We start from the raw sequence: 15,844 nt of genomic DNA, 5'->3' as shown, positions 1-15,844 counted from the left end.
CGGTTCCTAGAATTGACCGGTGACCGCCAGCCCCAGCCCCGCCGACGACCAGCTGCCCAAGTCCTGGGATCCGGCTGCGATGGAGGACGCGATCTACCAGAAGTGGCTGGAAGCCGGCTACTTCACCGCGGACCCGACGAGCACCAAGCCCGGATATTCGATCGTGCTTCCGCCGCCGAACGTGACCGGCAGCCTGCATATGGGGCACGCGCTGGAACACACCATGATGGACGCCTTGACCCGCCGCAAGCGGATGCGGGGTTACGAGGTGTTGTGGCAGCCGGGCATGGACCATGCGGGTATCGCCACCCAGAGCGTGGTGGAAAAGCAGCTCGCGGTCGACGGCAAGACCAAAGAGGACTTCGGCCGCGAGCTGTTCGTCGAGAAGGTGTGGGACTGGAAGCGTGAGTCAGGCGGCGCCATCGGCGGCCAGATGCGCCGGCTGGGCGACGGAGTGGACTGGAGCCGCGACCGGTTCACCATGGACGAGGGCCTGTCGCGCGCGGTGCGCACCATCTTCAAGAGGCTCTACGACGCCGGGCTGGTGTATCGGGCCGAGCGCCTGGTCAACTGGTCCCCGGTGCTTCAGACGGCGATCTCCGACCTGGAGGTCAACTACCTCGATATCGAGGGCGAGCTGGTGTCGTTCCGGTACGGCTCTCTCGACGACTCCCGACCCCACATCGTGGTCGCCACCACCCGGGTGGAGACCATGCTGGGCGACACCGCGATTGCGGTGCATCCCGACGACGAGCGTTACCGCCATCTGGTCGGCACCAGCTTGCCGCATCCGTTTGTGGAACGGGACCTTATCGTCGTCGCCGACGATCACGTGGATCCCGAATTCGGCACCGGCGCAGTCAAAGTCACGCCCGCACACGACCCCAACGACTTCGAGATCGGGATGCGCCATCAGCTGCCCATGCCCTCGATCCTGGACACCAGGGGCCGAATCGTGGACACCGGAACACAATTCGACGGCCTGGACCGCTTCGAGGCTCGGGTCGCGGTGCGCGAGGCACTTGCGGCCCAGGGCAGGGTAGTGGCCGAAAAGCGGCCTTATCTGCACAGTGTCGGGCACTCCGAGCGCAGCGGTGAGCCGATCGAGCCACGGCTGTCGCTGCAATGGTGGGTACGTGTCGAATCGCTGGCCAAGGCCGCCGGCGACGCGGTGCGTAACGGGGACACGGTGATTCATCCCGCGAGCCTGGAACCGCGCTGGTTCTCCTGGGTCGACGACATGCACGACTGGTGCATATCGCGGCAGCTGTGGTGGGGCCACCGCATTCCGATCTGGTACGGACCCGACGGCGAGCAGGTCTGCGTGGGCCCGGACGAAGCGCCGCCCGAGGGCTGGGAACAGGACGCCGACGTGCTGGACACCTGGTTCTCCTCGGCGCTGTGGCCGTTCTCCACACTTGGCTGGCCATCGCAGACGCCGGAGCTGGAAAAATTCTATCCGACAAGCGTTTTGGTCACCGGCTACGACATCCTGTTTTTCTGGGTGGCGCGGATGATGATGTTCGGCACCTTCGTCGGCGGTGACGACGCCATCACCCTGGGCGGTCGGCGGGGCCCACAGGTGCCGTTCACCGACGTCTTCCTGCATGGCCTGATCCGCGACGAGTTCGGTCGCAAGATGAGCAAGTCCAAGGGCAACGTCATCGACCCACTGGACTGGGTGGAGAAGTTCGGGGCCGACGCGTTGCGGTTCACACTGGCTCGCGGCGCCAGTCCCGGTGGGGATCTGGCGGTCAGCGAGGATGCCGTGCGGGCGTCGCGCAATTTCGGCACCAAGTTGTTCAACGCTACCCGTTACGCGCTGATGAACGGCGCGAGCACGGCTTCCGGGACGCCGCTACCGCCGATGGACGAGCTGACCGACGCCGATCGCTGGATTCTGGGACGGCTGGAAGAAGTCAGGGCCGAAGTCGATTCGGCCTTCGACGGCTACGAATTCAGCCGCGCCTGCGAGTCGCTCTACCACTTCGCGTGGGACGAATTCTGCGACTGGTACGTCGAACTGGCCAAGACGCAGCTTGCCGACGGGCTCGCCCACACCACCGCCGTGCTGGCCACTGGTCTGGATACCCTGCTACGACTACTACACCCGGTGATCCCGTTCATCACCGAAGCGCTGTGGCAAGCGTTGACGAGTCAGGAATCGGTGGTGATCGCCGACTGGCCCAAGTCGTCCGGAATCTCTTTGGATCCAGTTGCCGCACAGCGGGTCACCGATATGCAGCGGCTGGTTACCGAGGTGCGGCGGTTCCGCAGCGACCAGGGTCTGGCCGATCGGCAGAAGGTGCCGGCGCAATTGAGCGGCGTAGACGAGGCGGACCTGACTAGCCAGGTGCCCGCGGTGACGTCGCTGGCCTGGCTCACCGCACCGGGGGAGGACTTTCGCGCGTCGGTGTCACTGGAAGTGCGGCTCAGCCGCGCTACGGTCGTTGTCGAGCTGGACACCTCCGGCACCATCGATGTCGGTGCCGAACGGCGTCGTCTCGAAAAGGACTTAGCCGCAGCGCAAAAGGAACTGGCATCGACCGCCGCGAAACTGGGCAACGCGGACTTCCTGGCCAAGGCGCCCGAAGCCGTCGTCGGCAAGATCCGCGATCGCCAGCGGCTGGCGCAGGAGGAAACCGAGCGAATCACGGCTAGGCTGGCTGCGCTGCAATGAGTTTCGCTGTGACTCCCACTCCGGACGAGATCGCATCTCTGTTGCAGGTCGAGCATCTGTTGGACCAACGCTGGCCCGAGACGCGCATCGAACCGAGCCTGAGCAGGATAAGCGCGCTGCTAGACCTGCTTGGGTCTCCCCAACACAGCTACCCGTCCATCCACATCGCGGGTACCAACGGCAAGACTTCGGTAGCCCGGATGGTCGACGCGCTGATCACTGCGCTCAATCAGCGCACCGGCCGTAACACCAGCCCGCATCTGCAGTCGGCGGTGGAACGCATCTCGATCGACGGAAAGCCAATCAGCCCAGCACAATACGTGGCGACTTACCGGGAGATCGAGCCGTTCGTGCAGATGATCGACGAGCAGTCGCAGGCCGGTGCGTTCGGGGCGGCTGGGCCGGCGATGAGCAAGTTCGAGGTGCTCACCGCGATGGCCTTCGCCGCTTTCGCGGATGCGCCGATCGACGTCGCGGTGGTCGAGGTGGGCATGGGTGGACGTTGGGACGCCACCAACGTGATCAACGCGCCGGTGGCGGTCATCACCCCGATCAGCATTGACCACGTCGAGTACCTCGGCGGCGACATCGCCGGGATCGCCGGCGAGAAGGCGGGCATCATCACCAGGGCCGCCGACGCCGCACCGGACACCGTGGCGGTCATCGCGCGTCAGCCCCCCGAGGCGATGGAAGTTCTGCTGGCCCAAGCGGTGAAGGCTGATGCCTTCGTCGCCCGCGAGGATTCCGAGTTCGCGGTGCTTGGCAGGCAGGTCGCGGTCGGCGGGCAGGTGCTCCAATTGCAGGGCCTCGGTGGGGTCTACTCCGACATATACCTGCCGCTGCACGGTGAACATCAGGCGCACAACGCGGCGTTGGCACTGGCGGCGGTCGAGGCGTTCTTCGGTGCGGGCGCCCAGCGGCAGCTCGACGTCGATGCGGTCCGGGCCGGCTTTGCCACCGTCGCCAGTCCCGGCCGGCTCGAGCGCATGCGCAGCGCCCCAACGGTTTTGATCGACGCCGCGCACAATCCGGCCGGTGCTGCCGCGCTGGCTCAAACCCTGACCGCCGAGTTCGACTTCCGCTACCTGGTCGGTGTAATCAGCGTGCTGGCCGAAAAGGACGTGGACGGCATCCTCGCCGCGCTGCAGCCAGTCTTCGATGCCGTTGTGGTGACTCACAATGGGTCGCCGCGCGCCCTGGATGTCGAGTCGCTGGCGCTGGCGGCGCAGGAGCGGTTCGGTCCGGACCGGGTGACCACGGCGGCGAACCTGCGCGACGCTATCGATGTGGCAACGGCTTTGGTCGACGACGCGGCCGCTGACGAAGGCGAGGACTTCGCCGGCGCGGGAATCGTCATCACCGGTTCGGTTGTCACAGCCGGCGCTGCCCGCACTCTGTTTGGTCGTGACCCGCAATGACCGACCAACGACCGGCCGATCCCTGGAAGAGCTTTGGCGCCGTCATGGCCGCGACACTGATCCTCGAGGCAATCGTGGTGCTGCTGGCGATACCGGTAGTCGGAGCGGTCGGCGGTGGGCTGACCGCGGTGTCGCTGGGGTACCTGATCGGGCTGGCCGTAGTGCTGATCCTGCTCACCGGGGTGCAACGCAAACCCTGGGCAATTTGGGTGAACCTCGCCGTGCAACTGGTGCTTCTGGCGGGCTTCGCGGTCTATCCGGGGGTGGGCTTCATCGGCTTACTGTTCGCCGGTGTGTGGGCCCTGATCGCTTATTTTCGTGCCGAGGTCCGGCGGCGCCAGGAGTCCGCATTGCGCCGCCCGCCGCCGGACTGAAGCTGCGAAATCAGAGTTTGCCAGACGTTCGCTTTCACCGCCGCCCGAACGGCTTTTGAATCATGACCCGCGACGAGCCCGCTAATGGGGTAGCGACGCAGGTCAAGCCAGTAGAGCGTAGGTTCCACCGCGCGGCGTCGCGGCCGGCGCCGGGTGCTCGCTTCAGCGGTTATGTCGCCATATTTATTTTCGCTGGAAAGGCATAGCATCCGATACTTGTGGCCGTAGCGCAACGACCATGTTTCCAACAAAGGAAAGGCACATCGATGAGCAAGAAGAACACCCTGCGGTTGCTCGGAGCAACGCTGGCGGCGGCATCGGCGCTCCTGCTGGCAGGCTGCGCTAGCGGTGGAATGGGTAACCCGACGGCGATGCCGGCCGATGCCGCGGTGGTGGCGCCCGCCACTGGCGTCTAAATCAATCTGATCGACGATCTGCCCGGGACATCGTCCCGGGCAGATCCATGTAGACCGGTGATCGAGCACCAAGTTTTGGGGCAAGTTTTGGGGCATGTGCCCTCGGCCATCTACTGTTGGGCACCGTGACCGAACGGACCCTTGTACTGATCAAGCCGGACGGCGTCGAACGCCAGTTGATCGGCGAGATCATCAGCCGCATCGAGCGAAAAGGCCTCACCATCGCCGCGCTCGAGCTCAGGAAGGTCAGCGACGAGCTGGCCAGCAGCCACTACGCAGAACACGAAGGCAAGGCCTTTTTCGGGTCGTTGCTGGAGTTCATCACTTCGGGATCGGTTGTCGCGGCGATAGTGGAGGGACCACGAGCCATCGCGGCATTCCGCCAACTCGCCGGGGGCACCGACCCGGTGGAAAAGGCCACGCCAGGCACCATCCGCGGTGATTTCGGACTGGAAACGCAGTTCAACCTGGTGCACGGTTCTGATTCGCCCGAATCGGCCAAGCGTGAGATCGCGCTCTGGTTTCCCGGCAGCTAGTTGCGCGGGGCGCTAAGAGCTGTTTGCGGAGCACCCAGGTCAGGGCATCGTGAACCGGCCCAGTGATGTGGGATACTGACTCCGGGTGAACGTCGCCAGACCGGCGGCAGACACCCGAATGAAGACTTAGACAAGCGCGACCATCGCCATCTCATGATGCGGCGCGGCATGTCAGGCCGTCATTCAGCACGGCGCCGAGTGGGTTCTCCCTGAGCCGCTCGGGGCGAGACCATTACAAGCTCGGGAGAAGCAGCCCGGGCCCATAGCGAAGCCCTCGCGTGGCCGCGTCGCCAAGACGCGCCCGGGGGCTTGAGGAGAATACGTGGTAGACGGCGCGCCATCTGCAAACCCAGCAAACGAGCCGACCCAGGACGACGAACTGCCGGACCGCCGCATGCGAGTCCACCAGCTCGCACGAGCGCTCGGTAACACCACCACCGAGGTGCTCGAAGCCCTTGCCGAGCTCAACGTGCAGGTGCGCAATGTGCAGTCCGGCGTGGACCCGGAGGATGCGCTACGGGTACGGGATCTGTTGTTCCGCAAGCCTTTAGCGCACATCCCGGGCTTCAGCAGCCCGGTCAGCACCCCGGTGCGCGAACCCCAGCCACCGTCGGCGGAGGCTGCCGAGGAGCGGCCGCACTACATGCCGCTGTTCGTTTCTCCGCAACCGGTGGCAGCCGACGAGGACCCCGGTGACGACTCCGCCGCCGACGACGGCGACGACCTCGAAGCAGACGACGACGATGAACAGACCGACCGGCCGGCGAATCGGCGGCGGCGCCGCGGTCGTCGCGGGCGCGGTCGCGGACGGGGCGAACAGGGCGGCGCTGACGGCCAAGGCCAGGCGGGCGAGGACGGCGAGACCGACGATTCCGGCGAGGACCAGGACGCAGAAGACGCCGAGGACAGCGACAACGGCGAGGACGACAACGGATCCGCGGAGGCGGGCAACCGTCGCCGCCGGCGGCGGAGACGGCGCAAGTCGGGTGCCGGCGATGACAACGACGAGGGACCCGCACCCGACGATCCACCCAACACCGTGGTGCACGAACGGGCGCCCCGCTCCGGCAAGTCCGGCAGCTCGGGCAATGGTGAAGACGCGGGCAGCGAGATCAAGGGCATCGACGGCTCTACCCGGCTGGAAGCCAAGCGGCAGCGCCGCCGCGATGGCCGCGACGCAGGACGGCGCCGGCCGCCGGTATTGAGCGAGGCCGAGTTCCTGGCGCGCCGCGAGGCCGTCGAGCGAGTCATGGTGGTGCGCGACAGGGTCCGCACCGAGGCGCCGCATCCGGGAGCGCGCTACACCCAGATCGCCGTCCTCGAAGACGGCATCGTCGTGGAGCATTTCGTGACTTCTGCTGCCTCTGCATCGTTGGTGGGCAACATCTACCTCGGCATCGTGCAGAACGTGCTGCCGTCGATGGAGGCAGCATTCGTCGACATCGGCCGCGGCCGCAACGGCGTGCTGTATGCCGGTGAGGTGAATTGGGAGGCCGCCGGATTAGGTGGGGCCGACCGCAAGATCGAACAGGCGCTCAAACCCGGCGACTACGTTGTGGTGCAGGTCAGCAAGGACCCGGTAGGGCACAAGGGCGCGCGGCTGACCACGCAGGTGTCGCTGGCGGGTCGCTACCTGGTCTATGTGCCGGGCGCCTCGTCGACCGGGATCAGTCGCAAGCTGCCCGACACCGAACGTCAGCGGCTCAAGGAGATCTTGCGCGAGGTGGTGCCGTCGGACGCGGGCGTCATCATCCGCACCGCGTCCGAAGGGGTTAAAGAGGACGACATCCGCGCCGACGTCTCGCGGCTGCAGGAGCGCTGGAACCAGATCGATGCCAAGGCGACCGAGACCAAGCAGAAGGCCTCCGGTGCCGCAATAGCGCTGTACGAAGAGCCCGACGTGCTGGTCAAAGTCATTCGCGATTTGTTCAACGAGGACTTCTCCGGGCTCGTCGTCTCCGGCGACGATGCCTGGAACACGATTAACGACTACGTGAATTCCGTTGCGCCCGACCTGGTTTCGAAGGTGACGAAATACGAGCCGGCTGGACAGGAGGGGCAGCCCGGTCCGGATGTGTTCGCGGTGCACCGCATCGACGAACAATTGGCCAAGGCGATGGACCGCAAGGTGTGGCTGCCCTCGGGCGGCACGCTGGTGATCGACCGGACCGAAGCGATGACGGTCATCGACGTCAACACCGGCAAGTTCACCGGGTCCGGGGGCAACCTCGAGCAGACGGTCACCAAGAACAACCTCGAGGCGGCCGAGGAAATCGTGCGGCAGCTGCGGTTGCGCGACATCGGCGGCATCGTGGTGATCGACTTCATCGACATGGTGCTCGAATCCAACCGCGACCTGGTCTTGCGTCGGCTGACCGAGTCGCTGGCCCGCGACCGCACTCGCCACCAGGTCTCCGAGGTGACCTCGCTGGGCCTGGTGCAGCTGACCCGCAAGCGGTTGGGAACCGGCCTGATCGAGGCCTTCTCGACGTCGTGCCCGAACTGCAGCGGCCGCGGCATCGTGTTGCATGCCGATCCTGTTGATTCGGCCCCGGCGACGGGGCGCAAATCCGAGTCGGGGGGGCGGCGCAGCCGGCGTTCGAAAAAGAGCCGTGCCGAGGAGCCGAGTGACAAGGGTGTCGTGGCCAAGGTCCCGGCGCACGCTCCGGGTGAGCACCCGATGTTCAAGGCGATGGCGGCGGGCTCAATGGCCGAACGCGGCGACGAGGAATCCGATGTCTCCGATGAGGAGATCACCGAATCGATCGATGAACTGGCCGACGAGCAAGTTGCGGGCGAGCTCCAAGACGCTGAAGACAGCGAAGACTTCGAGGACACCGAAGACGCTGACGAAGACGAGGACGAACTCGACGACCTCGATGATGACGACGAGCTCGACGACGAAGACCTCGACGAGGACGATGACGACGATGACGACGACCTCGATGAGGATCTCGCGGAATCGGAAGATGACGACGACGCCGATGAGGATGCTGATTCAGACGAATCCGAGCCCATGGACTTAGCCGCGGCCGCCGAACGTCCGCGCCGGCGGCGGGCGGCGGGCCGGCCCGCCGGCCCACCGATGCACGTGGACTGAATCCGCAGCCCGGGGCCGGTTTGACCCTGTAGCTGCTGGTCAAGTACCCTTGGACAGTTGTCGTCAGGCCCGGGTGACAAGACTTCGGCCGGCGGCAGCGGGATTTATGAACCCGCACCCAAGACCAACCCAAGCGCCCCGCCGCTAGTACGCGCGCGGAGTGCAGAGTACGAACGAGACACGGACCAGAAGAGGCAGGAGCAACGATGGCGACGTACGCAATCGTCAAGACCGGCGGCAAGCAGTACAAAGTCGCCGTCGGAGACGTCGTCAAGGTCGAGAAGCTGGAATCCGAGCCCGGCTCCAACGTGTCGCTACCGGTCGCTCTGCTCGTCGACGGCGCCAAGGTCACCACCGACGCCGGCGCGCTGGCCAAGGTCGCGGTGACCGGTGAGGTGCTCGAGCACACCAAGGGCCCGAAGATCCGGATCCACAAGTTCAAGAACAAGACCGGCTACCACAAGCGGCAGGGACACCGTCAGCGGCTGACGGTCCTCAAGGTCACCGGCATCAAGTAGCAGAGGCGGCAGAAATGGCACACAAGAAGGGCGCTTCCAGCTCGCGCAATGGTCGCGATTCGGCCGCTCAGCGGCTTGGCGTCAAGCGGTTCGGCGGCCAGATCGTCAAGGCCGGCGAGATCCTGGTCCGCCAGCGCGGGACCAAGTTCCACCCCGGCGTCAACGTCGGGCGCGGTGGTGACGACACGTTGTTCGCCAAGGCGGCCGGCGCGGTCCAATTCGGCGTCAAGGGCGGACGCAAGACCGTCAGCATCGTCGGGCAAAGCACCGACTGATACCCGTCGTGGGCGAGGGGAAGCCCGATGCCTCGTTTTGTCGATCGGGTCGTCATCCACACGCGAGCCGGTTCCGGCGGTAACGGCTGCGCTTCGGTTCATCGCGAGAAATTCAAGCCGCTGGGCGGCCCCGACGGCGGTAACGGCGGTCGCGGCGGCAGCATCTTCTTTGTCGTCGATCCGCAGGTGCACACCCTGCTCGACTTCCATTTCCGTCCGCACATCACCGCGCCGTCCGGCAAGCAAGGCATGGGCAGCAACCGCGACGGCGCCGCCGGAGCCGATCTGGAAGTCAAGGTTCCCGACGGCACCGTCGTCCTCGACGAGAACGGCCGGCTGCTCGCCGACCTGGTAGGCGCGGGCACCCGCTTCGAAGCCGCCGCCGGTGGACGCGGCGGGCTGGGCAATGCGGCGCTGGCGTCACGCGCCCGCAAGGCACCCGGCTTCGCGCTGCTCGGCGAACAGGGCCAAGCGCGCGACCTCACACTCGAACTCAAGACCGTCGCCGACGTCGGCCTGGTCGGATTTCCATCGGCCGGGAAATCGTCATTGGTATCGGTCATTTCGGCGGCCAAGCCCAAGATCGCCGACTATCCGTTCACCACCCTGGTGCCCAACCTTGGTGTGGTCTCGGCCGGGGAGCACGCCTTCACCGTCGCTGATGTGCCCGGATTGATCCCGGGTGCGTCCCAGGGTCGCGGCCTGGGCCTGGATTTTCTGCGGCACATCGAACGTTGCGCGGTGCTGGTGCATGTCGTGGACTGCGCCACCGCCGATCCGGGCCGTGACCCGATCTCCGATATCGACGCGCTGGAGGCCGAACTGGCCGCCTACACACCGACTTTGCAGGGCGACGCGACGCTGGGTGACCTGGCCGAGCGGCCCCGGGCGGTGGTGCTCAACAAGATCGACGTCCCCGAAGCCCGCGAGCTCGCCGAATTCGTCCGCGACGACATCGCACAGCGCGGCTGGCCGGTGTTCTGCGTGTCGACAGCAACCGGAGAAAACTTGCAGCCCTTGATCTTTGGGCTCTGGCGAATGATTTCGGAGTACAACGCCGCCCGGCCACAGGCCGTGCCGCGGCGCCCGGTCATTCGTCCGGTGGCGGTCGACGACAGCGGCTTCGCCGTTCGCCCGGACGGGGAGGGCGGATTCGTAGTGACCGGCGCGCGGCCCGAGCGCTGGATCGGCCAGACCAACTTCGACAACGACGAGGCCGTCGGCTATCTCGCCGATCGCTTAGCGCGCTTGGGTGTCGAGGAGGAACTGCTGCGACTGGGCGCCCGACCCGGCTGCGCGGTGACGATCGGCGAGATGACGTTCGACTGGGAACCGCAAACACCCACGGGCGACCACGTCGTGCGGACCGGCCGGGGCACCGATGTGCGGCTGGAACGCAACGAGCGGGTCGGCGCCGCCGAGCGCAAGGCCGCTCGCAAGCAGCGCCGCGAGCGTGACGTGAAAGACGGTGACGGTTGATGGCCAGCCCGCATCGGGAAGCCGTGCGGACCGCGCGAAGACTGGTCGTAAAGGTCGGGACCACGGCGCTGACCACGCCCTCGGGGATGTTCGACGCCGGCCGTCTGGCCCAACTCGCCGACGCGATCGAGGCGCGGATGAAGGCCGGCTCCGACGTCGTCATCGTGTCCTCGGGTGCCATCGCGGCAGGTATCGAACCTCTCGGATTATCCCGTCGCCCAAACGATTTGGCGACCAAGCAGGCCGCGGCCAGCGTCGGCCAGGTAGCGCTGGTGAACTCGTGGAGTGCGGCGTTTGCCCGGTATGGCCGCACGGTAGGGCAGGTGCTGCTGACCGCGCACGATATTTCGATGCGGGTGCAGCACACCAACGCACAGCGCACCCTGGACCGGTTGCGAGCGCTGCATGCGGTGGCGATCGTCAATGAGAACGACACGGTGGCCACCAATGAGATCCGGTTCGGCGACAACGATCGGCTCTCGGCGCTGGTGTCGCACTTGGTGGGGGCAGAGGCCCTGGTTCTGCTTTCCGACATCGATGGGCTCTACGATTCGGATCCGCGCAAGACGCCCGGAGCCAGATTCATTCCGGAGGTCTCCGGGCCGGCGGACCTGCAGGGTGTGATCGCCGGCCGCAGTAGCCATCTGGGTACCGGTGGGATGGCGTCGAAGATGTCGTCGGCGCTGTTGGCGGCCGACGCCGGGGTGCCGGTACTGCTGGCGCCGGCGGCCGATGCCGCGACCGCGCTCACGGACGCCTCGGTGGGCACCGTCTTCGCCGCGCGCTCCGAGCGGATGTCGGCACGCCGGTTTTGGGTGCGCTATGCCGCCGAGTCGGCCGGTTCGCTGATGCTGGACGCGGGCGCCGTGCGAGCCGTCGTGCGGCAACGGCGGTCGCTGTTGCCCGCGGGCATCACCGCGGTATCGGGTCGCTTTTTCGGTGGCGACGTGGTTGAGCTGTGTGGACCCGACACCACGATGGTGGCCCGGGGTGTGGTCGCCTATGACGCGGCAGAGCTCGCCACGATGATGGGGCGGTCCACCTCCGACTTGCCCGGCGAGCTGCGCCGCCCGGCCGTGCACGCCGACGATCTGGTTGCCGTCTGAGCCTACCGAGACGCCTTGAGATACAGTGCGCCCCAAACTATTTCGGCTAGCGTTGCGGCCAGCTCGGTGTCGTACTCGGGCGGCTTGACCGGCAGGTTCTGCTGGCAGGCCCGCTCGACCATCCACACCAGCGCACTGGCGGTGGTGGGCGCGGTCAGTTCACGGCGGATTGAGCCGTCGTCCTGGCCTTCCTCGATGACCCGGGTCATCCGCTCGGTGACGGCGCCCAGCAGATCGTGATAGGTCTGCGCGGTCGCAGGCTCATAGGCGGCCACTTCGTTGAGCGCGACGAGCACCGGTTGGTGACGGCGATAGCTGGCGATGATGTCGGCCATCGCGGCTTGGACATCGCCGGGGTTGTGCCGCCAGGACACGTTCCACCAGCGTTGCCCCGCCGTGGACAGGTCGCCGAATACCTGACCGGCGAGGCGGCGCAGCAGGTCGCCCTTGTCTTCGAAGTAGATATAGAAGCTGGCCCGCGAAATGCCGGCCTCGGTGGCCAGCCGATCCACGCTGAGCTCGGTGAAGCTGGTGCCGTCACCCATCAGGCGTTCGGTGGCCTCGAGCAACTGCAGTTCGATCTGCTCGCGCCGCTGCTGGCGTGTCGCTTGGGTTTTGCGCGTCACGGGCGGCATGTGCCGAGCTTAACGGATCACTTAACATATTGACTAGACAATATGTCTAGGCATATCGTCGGGTCTCATGGCCACCTCTTCCGGGACGGTCGCAGCCGCCCGTCCCTATGACGCGATCGACTTGTCGGCGCAGGCGTTTTGGTCGACGACCGCCGCGGAACGCGAACGCTCGTTTGCCGTGTTGCGGGCCGAACGGCCGGTCAGCTGGCAGCCTCCAATCGAGGGCGATCTGATGCAGGATCCAGACGACCCCGGCTATTGGGCGGTCACCCGGCGCGCCGACATCGTCACCGTCAGCCGCACCAACGAGGTATTCCTGTCCGGCAAGGGTGTGATGTTCGCAAACATCCCCGAGGAGCTGTTGGAGGCCTCGCAATCCTTCCTCGCGATGGATCCGCCGCGGCACACCAAGCTGCGCAAGCTGGCCAGCGCCGCCTTCACCCCGCGGCAGGTCCGCCGCATCGAGGAGTCCATTCAGCGCAACGCCAAGGCCATCGTCGATGAGTTGCGCGCCGCCGGCAGCGGTGCCGATTTCGTCGAGCACTGCGCCAAAGAGCTGCCCATGCGCACGCTGTCGGACATGATGGGGATCCCGGAGTCCGAGCGGGAGCGCGTGGCGCGTGCCGCCGACGCACTGGTTTCCTGGGCGGACCCGGAGTACCTCGACGGACGCAACCCGCTCGAGGTGCTGTTTGAGAATCAGGTCTATCTGCATCAAGTGGCAGGGTCGCTCGCCGCGCAGCGCCGTGAACATCCCGGCGACGATCTGTTCAGCAGCCTGGTAACGGCCGAAGTGGACGGCGACCGGTTGACCGATGCGGAGGTAGCCGCGTTCTTCGTGTTGCTTGCCGTGGCCGGCAACGACACCACTCGCCAAACCGCCAGCCACGCTTTAAAGGCGCTGACCGACTTTCCCGACCAAAAGGCTTGGCTGCGCGCGGCTTTCGAGGAGCGGGTTGGCGCGGCGGTAGAGGAGCTCATCCGTTGGGCGACGCCGGTGATGACCTTCCGCCGCACCGCAGCAACCGATTTCGAGTTGGGCGGTCAGACGATAAGGGCGGGGGAGAAGGTGGTGATGTTCTACGCGTCGGGCAATTGGGACCGCGACGTGTTCGACTGTCCCGAACGCCTGGACCTGGGCCGCAGTCCTAACCCGCACGTTGGCTTCGGGGGCGGCGGAGTTCACTTCTGCCTGGGAGCCCATGTGGCGCGGGCGCAATTGCGTGCCCTGTTCAGCGAATTGCTCCGACAGGTTCCCGATATCCGGGCCGGCGAACCGTCCTACGTGGTCGGCAATTTCATTCACGCCATTCGCCGCATGCCGTGCACGTTTTGATCCGGCAGCTCGGCGGCCAATAGGCACAGCAACTCCGAGCAGCCGCCGTCGACCTTGACGGTGGCCAAGTCGTCGCCGCGGGTGCGGCCTTTGTTGACGACTGCGATAGGGATGCCGAGCGCCGCGGCGTGCCGTACGAACCGGTAGCCGGAGAATACCGTCAGCGACGAGCCTGCGACCAACAGCGCGTCAGCTCTATCGATAAGTGAATAGGCGTGTGCCACACGGCTTTTAGGGACATTTTCGCCAAAGTAGACGATGTCGGGCTTGAGCATACCGGCGCAGCGCGGACAGTCGAGATAGCGGAACGCGGCCGTATCGGCGACGACGGCGTCGGCGTCCGGAGCGACGGCCAGGCCGCCGACGGCCTCGGCGCGCTCGATGAATCCGGGGTTGAGGGCTTCGAGCTGTTCGGCGAGTGCGGCGCGGGAAATGGTGTAGCCGCAACTCAAGCACAGCACCCGCGCGTAGCTGCCGTGCAAGTTGACCACGTCGGTGCTGCCGGCCTTGGTGTGCAGCAGATCGACGTTCTGGGTGATGACACCCACCACCACGCCGGCGTCCTGCAGCGCGGCCAGCGCCCGATGCCCGGCGTTGGGCTGGGTGTCGTCCATGTGCCGCCAGCCGACGTGGTTGCGTGCCCAGTACCGCTGCCGGAACGCCGGGTCCGAGGTGAACTGGCGAATGGTCATCGGGTTGCTGGGCGGCGAGTCGGGGCCGCGGTAGTCGGGAATGCCCGAGTCGGTCGAGATGCCGGCCCCGGTCAGCACCGCGGTGCGCCGACCGGCAAGCAGCGAAACGAGTTCTGGCGCCTCCACATGGTCCACCCTAGCTAGCGGCCTGGCCAGGAGATTCAGGCTTTGCTCAAGGCTCATTCCGCACAATCGGCGGCAACGGCGTTGGTTGGAGGTAGTCGGTGTCCTACATGGCGGTAACTCCAGAGATATTGGCGGACGCGGCGGCCGATGTGGCCGGGATTGGGGTCGCCGTTCGCGCGGCCAGCGCAGCCGCGTCGATTCCGACTACCGGCCTGCTGGCCGCCGGGGCCGACGAGGTTTCGGCCGCGCTGGCGGCGCTGTTCGGCGCTCACGCGCAGGGTTATCAGGCGGTCAGTGTCCAGGTTGCGACGTTCCATCAGCAGTTCGTGCGGGCGTTGACGGCCGCGGCGACCTCCTACGCTGGCGCCGAGGCCGCCGCGGTGTCACCACTGCAGGTATTGCTCAATGTGATCAACGCTCCCACCGAACTGTTGCTGAGACGGCCGCTGATTGCCGACGGCGCCCCCGGCGGCGTCGTGAACGGGATTGGGCAGCCCGGCGGGGCCGGTGGGCTGATCTTCGGCAATGGCGGCGCGGGCGGCAGCACCACAGTCGCCGGAGGAACGGGCGGGGCGGGCGGTGCGGCCGGGCTTTTCGGCAACGGCGGAGCCGGTGGCCAGGGCGGGCCCGCCACGGCCACTCTCATCGGAGGCACCGGCGGCAGCGGCGGCGCGGGGGGCATGATCTTCGGCGCCGGTGGCGCCGGTGGGCCAGGTGGAATCGGCACCCTCAGCGCAGCCGGGGGCACGGGCGGCATCGGCGGCAATGCCGGCTTGTTCGGCACGGGCGGGACAGGTGGGATGGGCGGTCAGGGCGCGACCGGCACCACCGGAACCAATCCCGACCAGCTGCCCGGACCCTACCTCCACGCGCACGACGGCGCGAACGGCACGAATGGGTCCGACGGTAAACCGGGCGACGCCGGCGTCGGGCCCAACCAGCAGGGTGGCATCGGCGGCGCCGGCGCAGATAGAACCTCCGGAGTCTCGACCAGCACCATCACCGCGGGCGCAGGTGGAAACGGCGGCGATAGCAGCCCGGGCGTGCCGGGCGGGACCGGTGGCCAAGGCGGGACCGCGGCCAACCCGCTCGGCCCCGCTCAGGGAGGCCACGGCGGTAATGGCGGGATGGGCGGGGCGGGGGGGACGGGGGG

General features: G+C 66.7%; 14 protein-coding genes. 12 read left to right on the top strand and 2 right to left on the bottom strand.

Going from position 1 to position 15,844, the window contains the following annotated elements; all coding sequences use genetic code 11:
- Positions 1 to 19 precede the first annotated feature (19 nt).
- From AWC27_RS06870 to proB, 10 genes are all read left to right on the top strand, one after another.
- Positions 20 to 2,680, top strand: coding sequence for a valine--tRNA ligase (locus AWC27_RS06870; RefSeq protein WP_085669810.1), 2,661 nt, complete (start codon positions 20 to 22; stop codon positions 2,678 to 2,680).
- A complete protein-coding gene (gene folC / locus AWC27_RS06865; RefSeq protein ID WP_085669809.1) occupies positions 2,677 to 4,098 on the top strand; it encodes a bifunctional tetrahydrofolate synthase/dihydrofolate synthase in 1,422 nt (473 codons plus the stop codon). Before AWC27_RS06870 ends, folC begins: the two co-directional genes overlap by 4 nt.
- On the top strand, positions 4,095 to 4,472 hold the full coding sequence (locus AWC27_RS06860; protein ID WP_085669808.1) for a DUF4233 domain-containing protein: 378 nt from the start codon (positions 4,095 to 4,097) through the stop codon (positions 4,470 to 4,472). The genes folC and AWC27_RS06860 overlap by 4 nt, the downstream gene beginning before the upstream one ends.
- A 266-nt stretch (positions 4,473 to 4,738) precedes the next feature.
- Positions 4,739 to 4,888, top strand: a complete 150-nt coding sequence (locus tag AWC27_RS30860; protein ID WP_169726738.1) for a hypothetical protein — start codon at positions 4,739 to 4,741, stop codon at positions 4,886 to 4,888.
- A gap of 125 nt (positions 4,889 to 5,013) precedes the next feature.
- Positions 5,014 to 5,424 (top strand): nucleoside-diphosphate kinase, encoded by a 411-nt coding sequence (gene ndk, locus AWC27_RS06855; RefSeq protein WP_083115583.1) that lies wholly within the window; start codon positions 5,014 to 5,016, stop codon positions 5,422 to 5,424.
- Positions 5,425 to 5,746: 322 nt separating this feature from the next.
- Entirely contained in the window at positions 5,747 to 8,524 is a 2,778-nt protein-coding gene (gene rne / locus AWC27_RS06850) for a ribonuclease E (RefSeq protein WP_085669807.1), read from the top strand.
- A 206-nt stretch (positions 8,525 to 8,730) separates the two neighbouring features.
- Positions 8,731 to 9,042 (top strand): 50S ribosomal protein L21, encoded by a 312-nt coding sequence (gene rplU / locus AWC27_RS06845; RefSeq protein ID WP_085669806.1) that lies wholly within the window; start codon positions 8,731 to 8,733, stop codon positions 9,040 to 9,042.
- Between the two features lie 14 nt (positions 9,043 to 9,056).
- The gene (gene rpmA / locus AWC27_RS06840; RefSeq protein ID WP_083115580.1) at positions 9,057 to 9,317 is read left to right on the top strand and encodes a 50S ribosomal protein L27; all 261 of its coding nucleotides are present in this window, start codon (positions 9,057 to 9,059) and stop codon (positions 9,315 to 9,317) included.
- Positions 9,318 to 9,344: 27 nt separating this feature from the next.
- Positions 9,345 to 10,796: a GTPase ObgE gene (gene obgE / locus AWC27_RS06835; RefSeq protein ID WP_085669805.1), complete on the top strand. Its 1,452-nt coding sequence runs from the start codon at positions 9,345 to 9,347 to the stop codon at positions 10,794 to 10,796.
- On the top strand, positions 10,796 to 11,902 hold the full coding sequence (proB, locus tag AWC27_RS06830; RefSeq protein WP_085669804.1) for a glutamate 5-kinase: 1,107 nt from the start codon (positions 10,796 to 10,798) through the stop codon (positions 11,900 to 11,902). Before obgE ends, proB begins: the two co-directional genes overlap by 1 nt.
- 2 nt (positions 11,903 to 11,904) lie before the next feature.
- On the opposite strand, the gene AWC27_RS06825 is transcribed toward proB, so the two are convergent.
- On the bottom strand, positions 11,905 to 12,537 hold the full coding sequence (locus tag AWC27_RS06825) for a TetR/AcrR family transcriptional regulator (protein ID WP_085669803.1): 633 nt from the start codon (positions 12,535 to 12,537) through the stop codon (positions 11,905 to 11,907).
- Positions 12,538 to 12,604: 67 nt separating this feature from the next.
- Between AWC27_RS06825 and AWC27_RS06820 the strand changes: the two genes are divergently transcribed.
- Complete coding sequence (locus AWC27_RS06820) at positions 12,605 to 13,873, top strand: cytochrome P450 (protein ID WP_085669802.1); 1,269 nt, start codon at positions 12,605 to 12,607, stop codon at positions 13,871 to 13,873.
- Here AWC27_RS06820 and AWC27_RS06815 read toward each other — a convergent pair.
- Positions 13,840 to 14,748 (bottom strand): NAD-dependent protein deacetylase, encoded by a 909-nt coding sequence (locus AWC27_RS06815; protein ID WP_085669801.1) that lies wholly within the window; start codon positions 14,746 to 14,748, stop codon positions 13,840 to 13,842. The two genes, AWC27_RS06820 and AWC27_RS06815, sit on opposite strands and share 34 nt — an antisense overlap.
- 50 nt (positions 14,749 to 14,798) lie before the next feature.
- Between AWC27_RS06815 and AWC27_RS32635 the strand changes: the two genes are divergently transcribed.
- Positions 14,799 to 15,844 (top strand): PE family protein (locus AWC27_RS32635; protein WP_281255890.1); only part of this gene is annotated, 1,046 nt, incomplete at its 3' end.

It is taken from the genome of Mycobacterium szulgai (genome assembly GCF_002116635.1).
GTDB lineage: Bacteria > Actinomycetota > Actinomycetes > Mycobacteriales > Mycobacteriaceae > Mycobacterium > Mycobacterium szulgai.
This window is presented reverse-complemented; position numbering and strand designations above follow the sequence as displayed.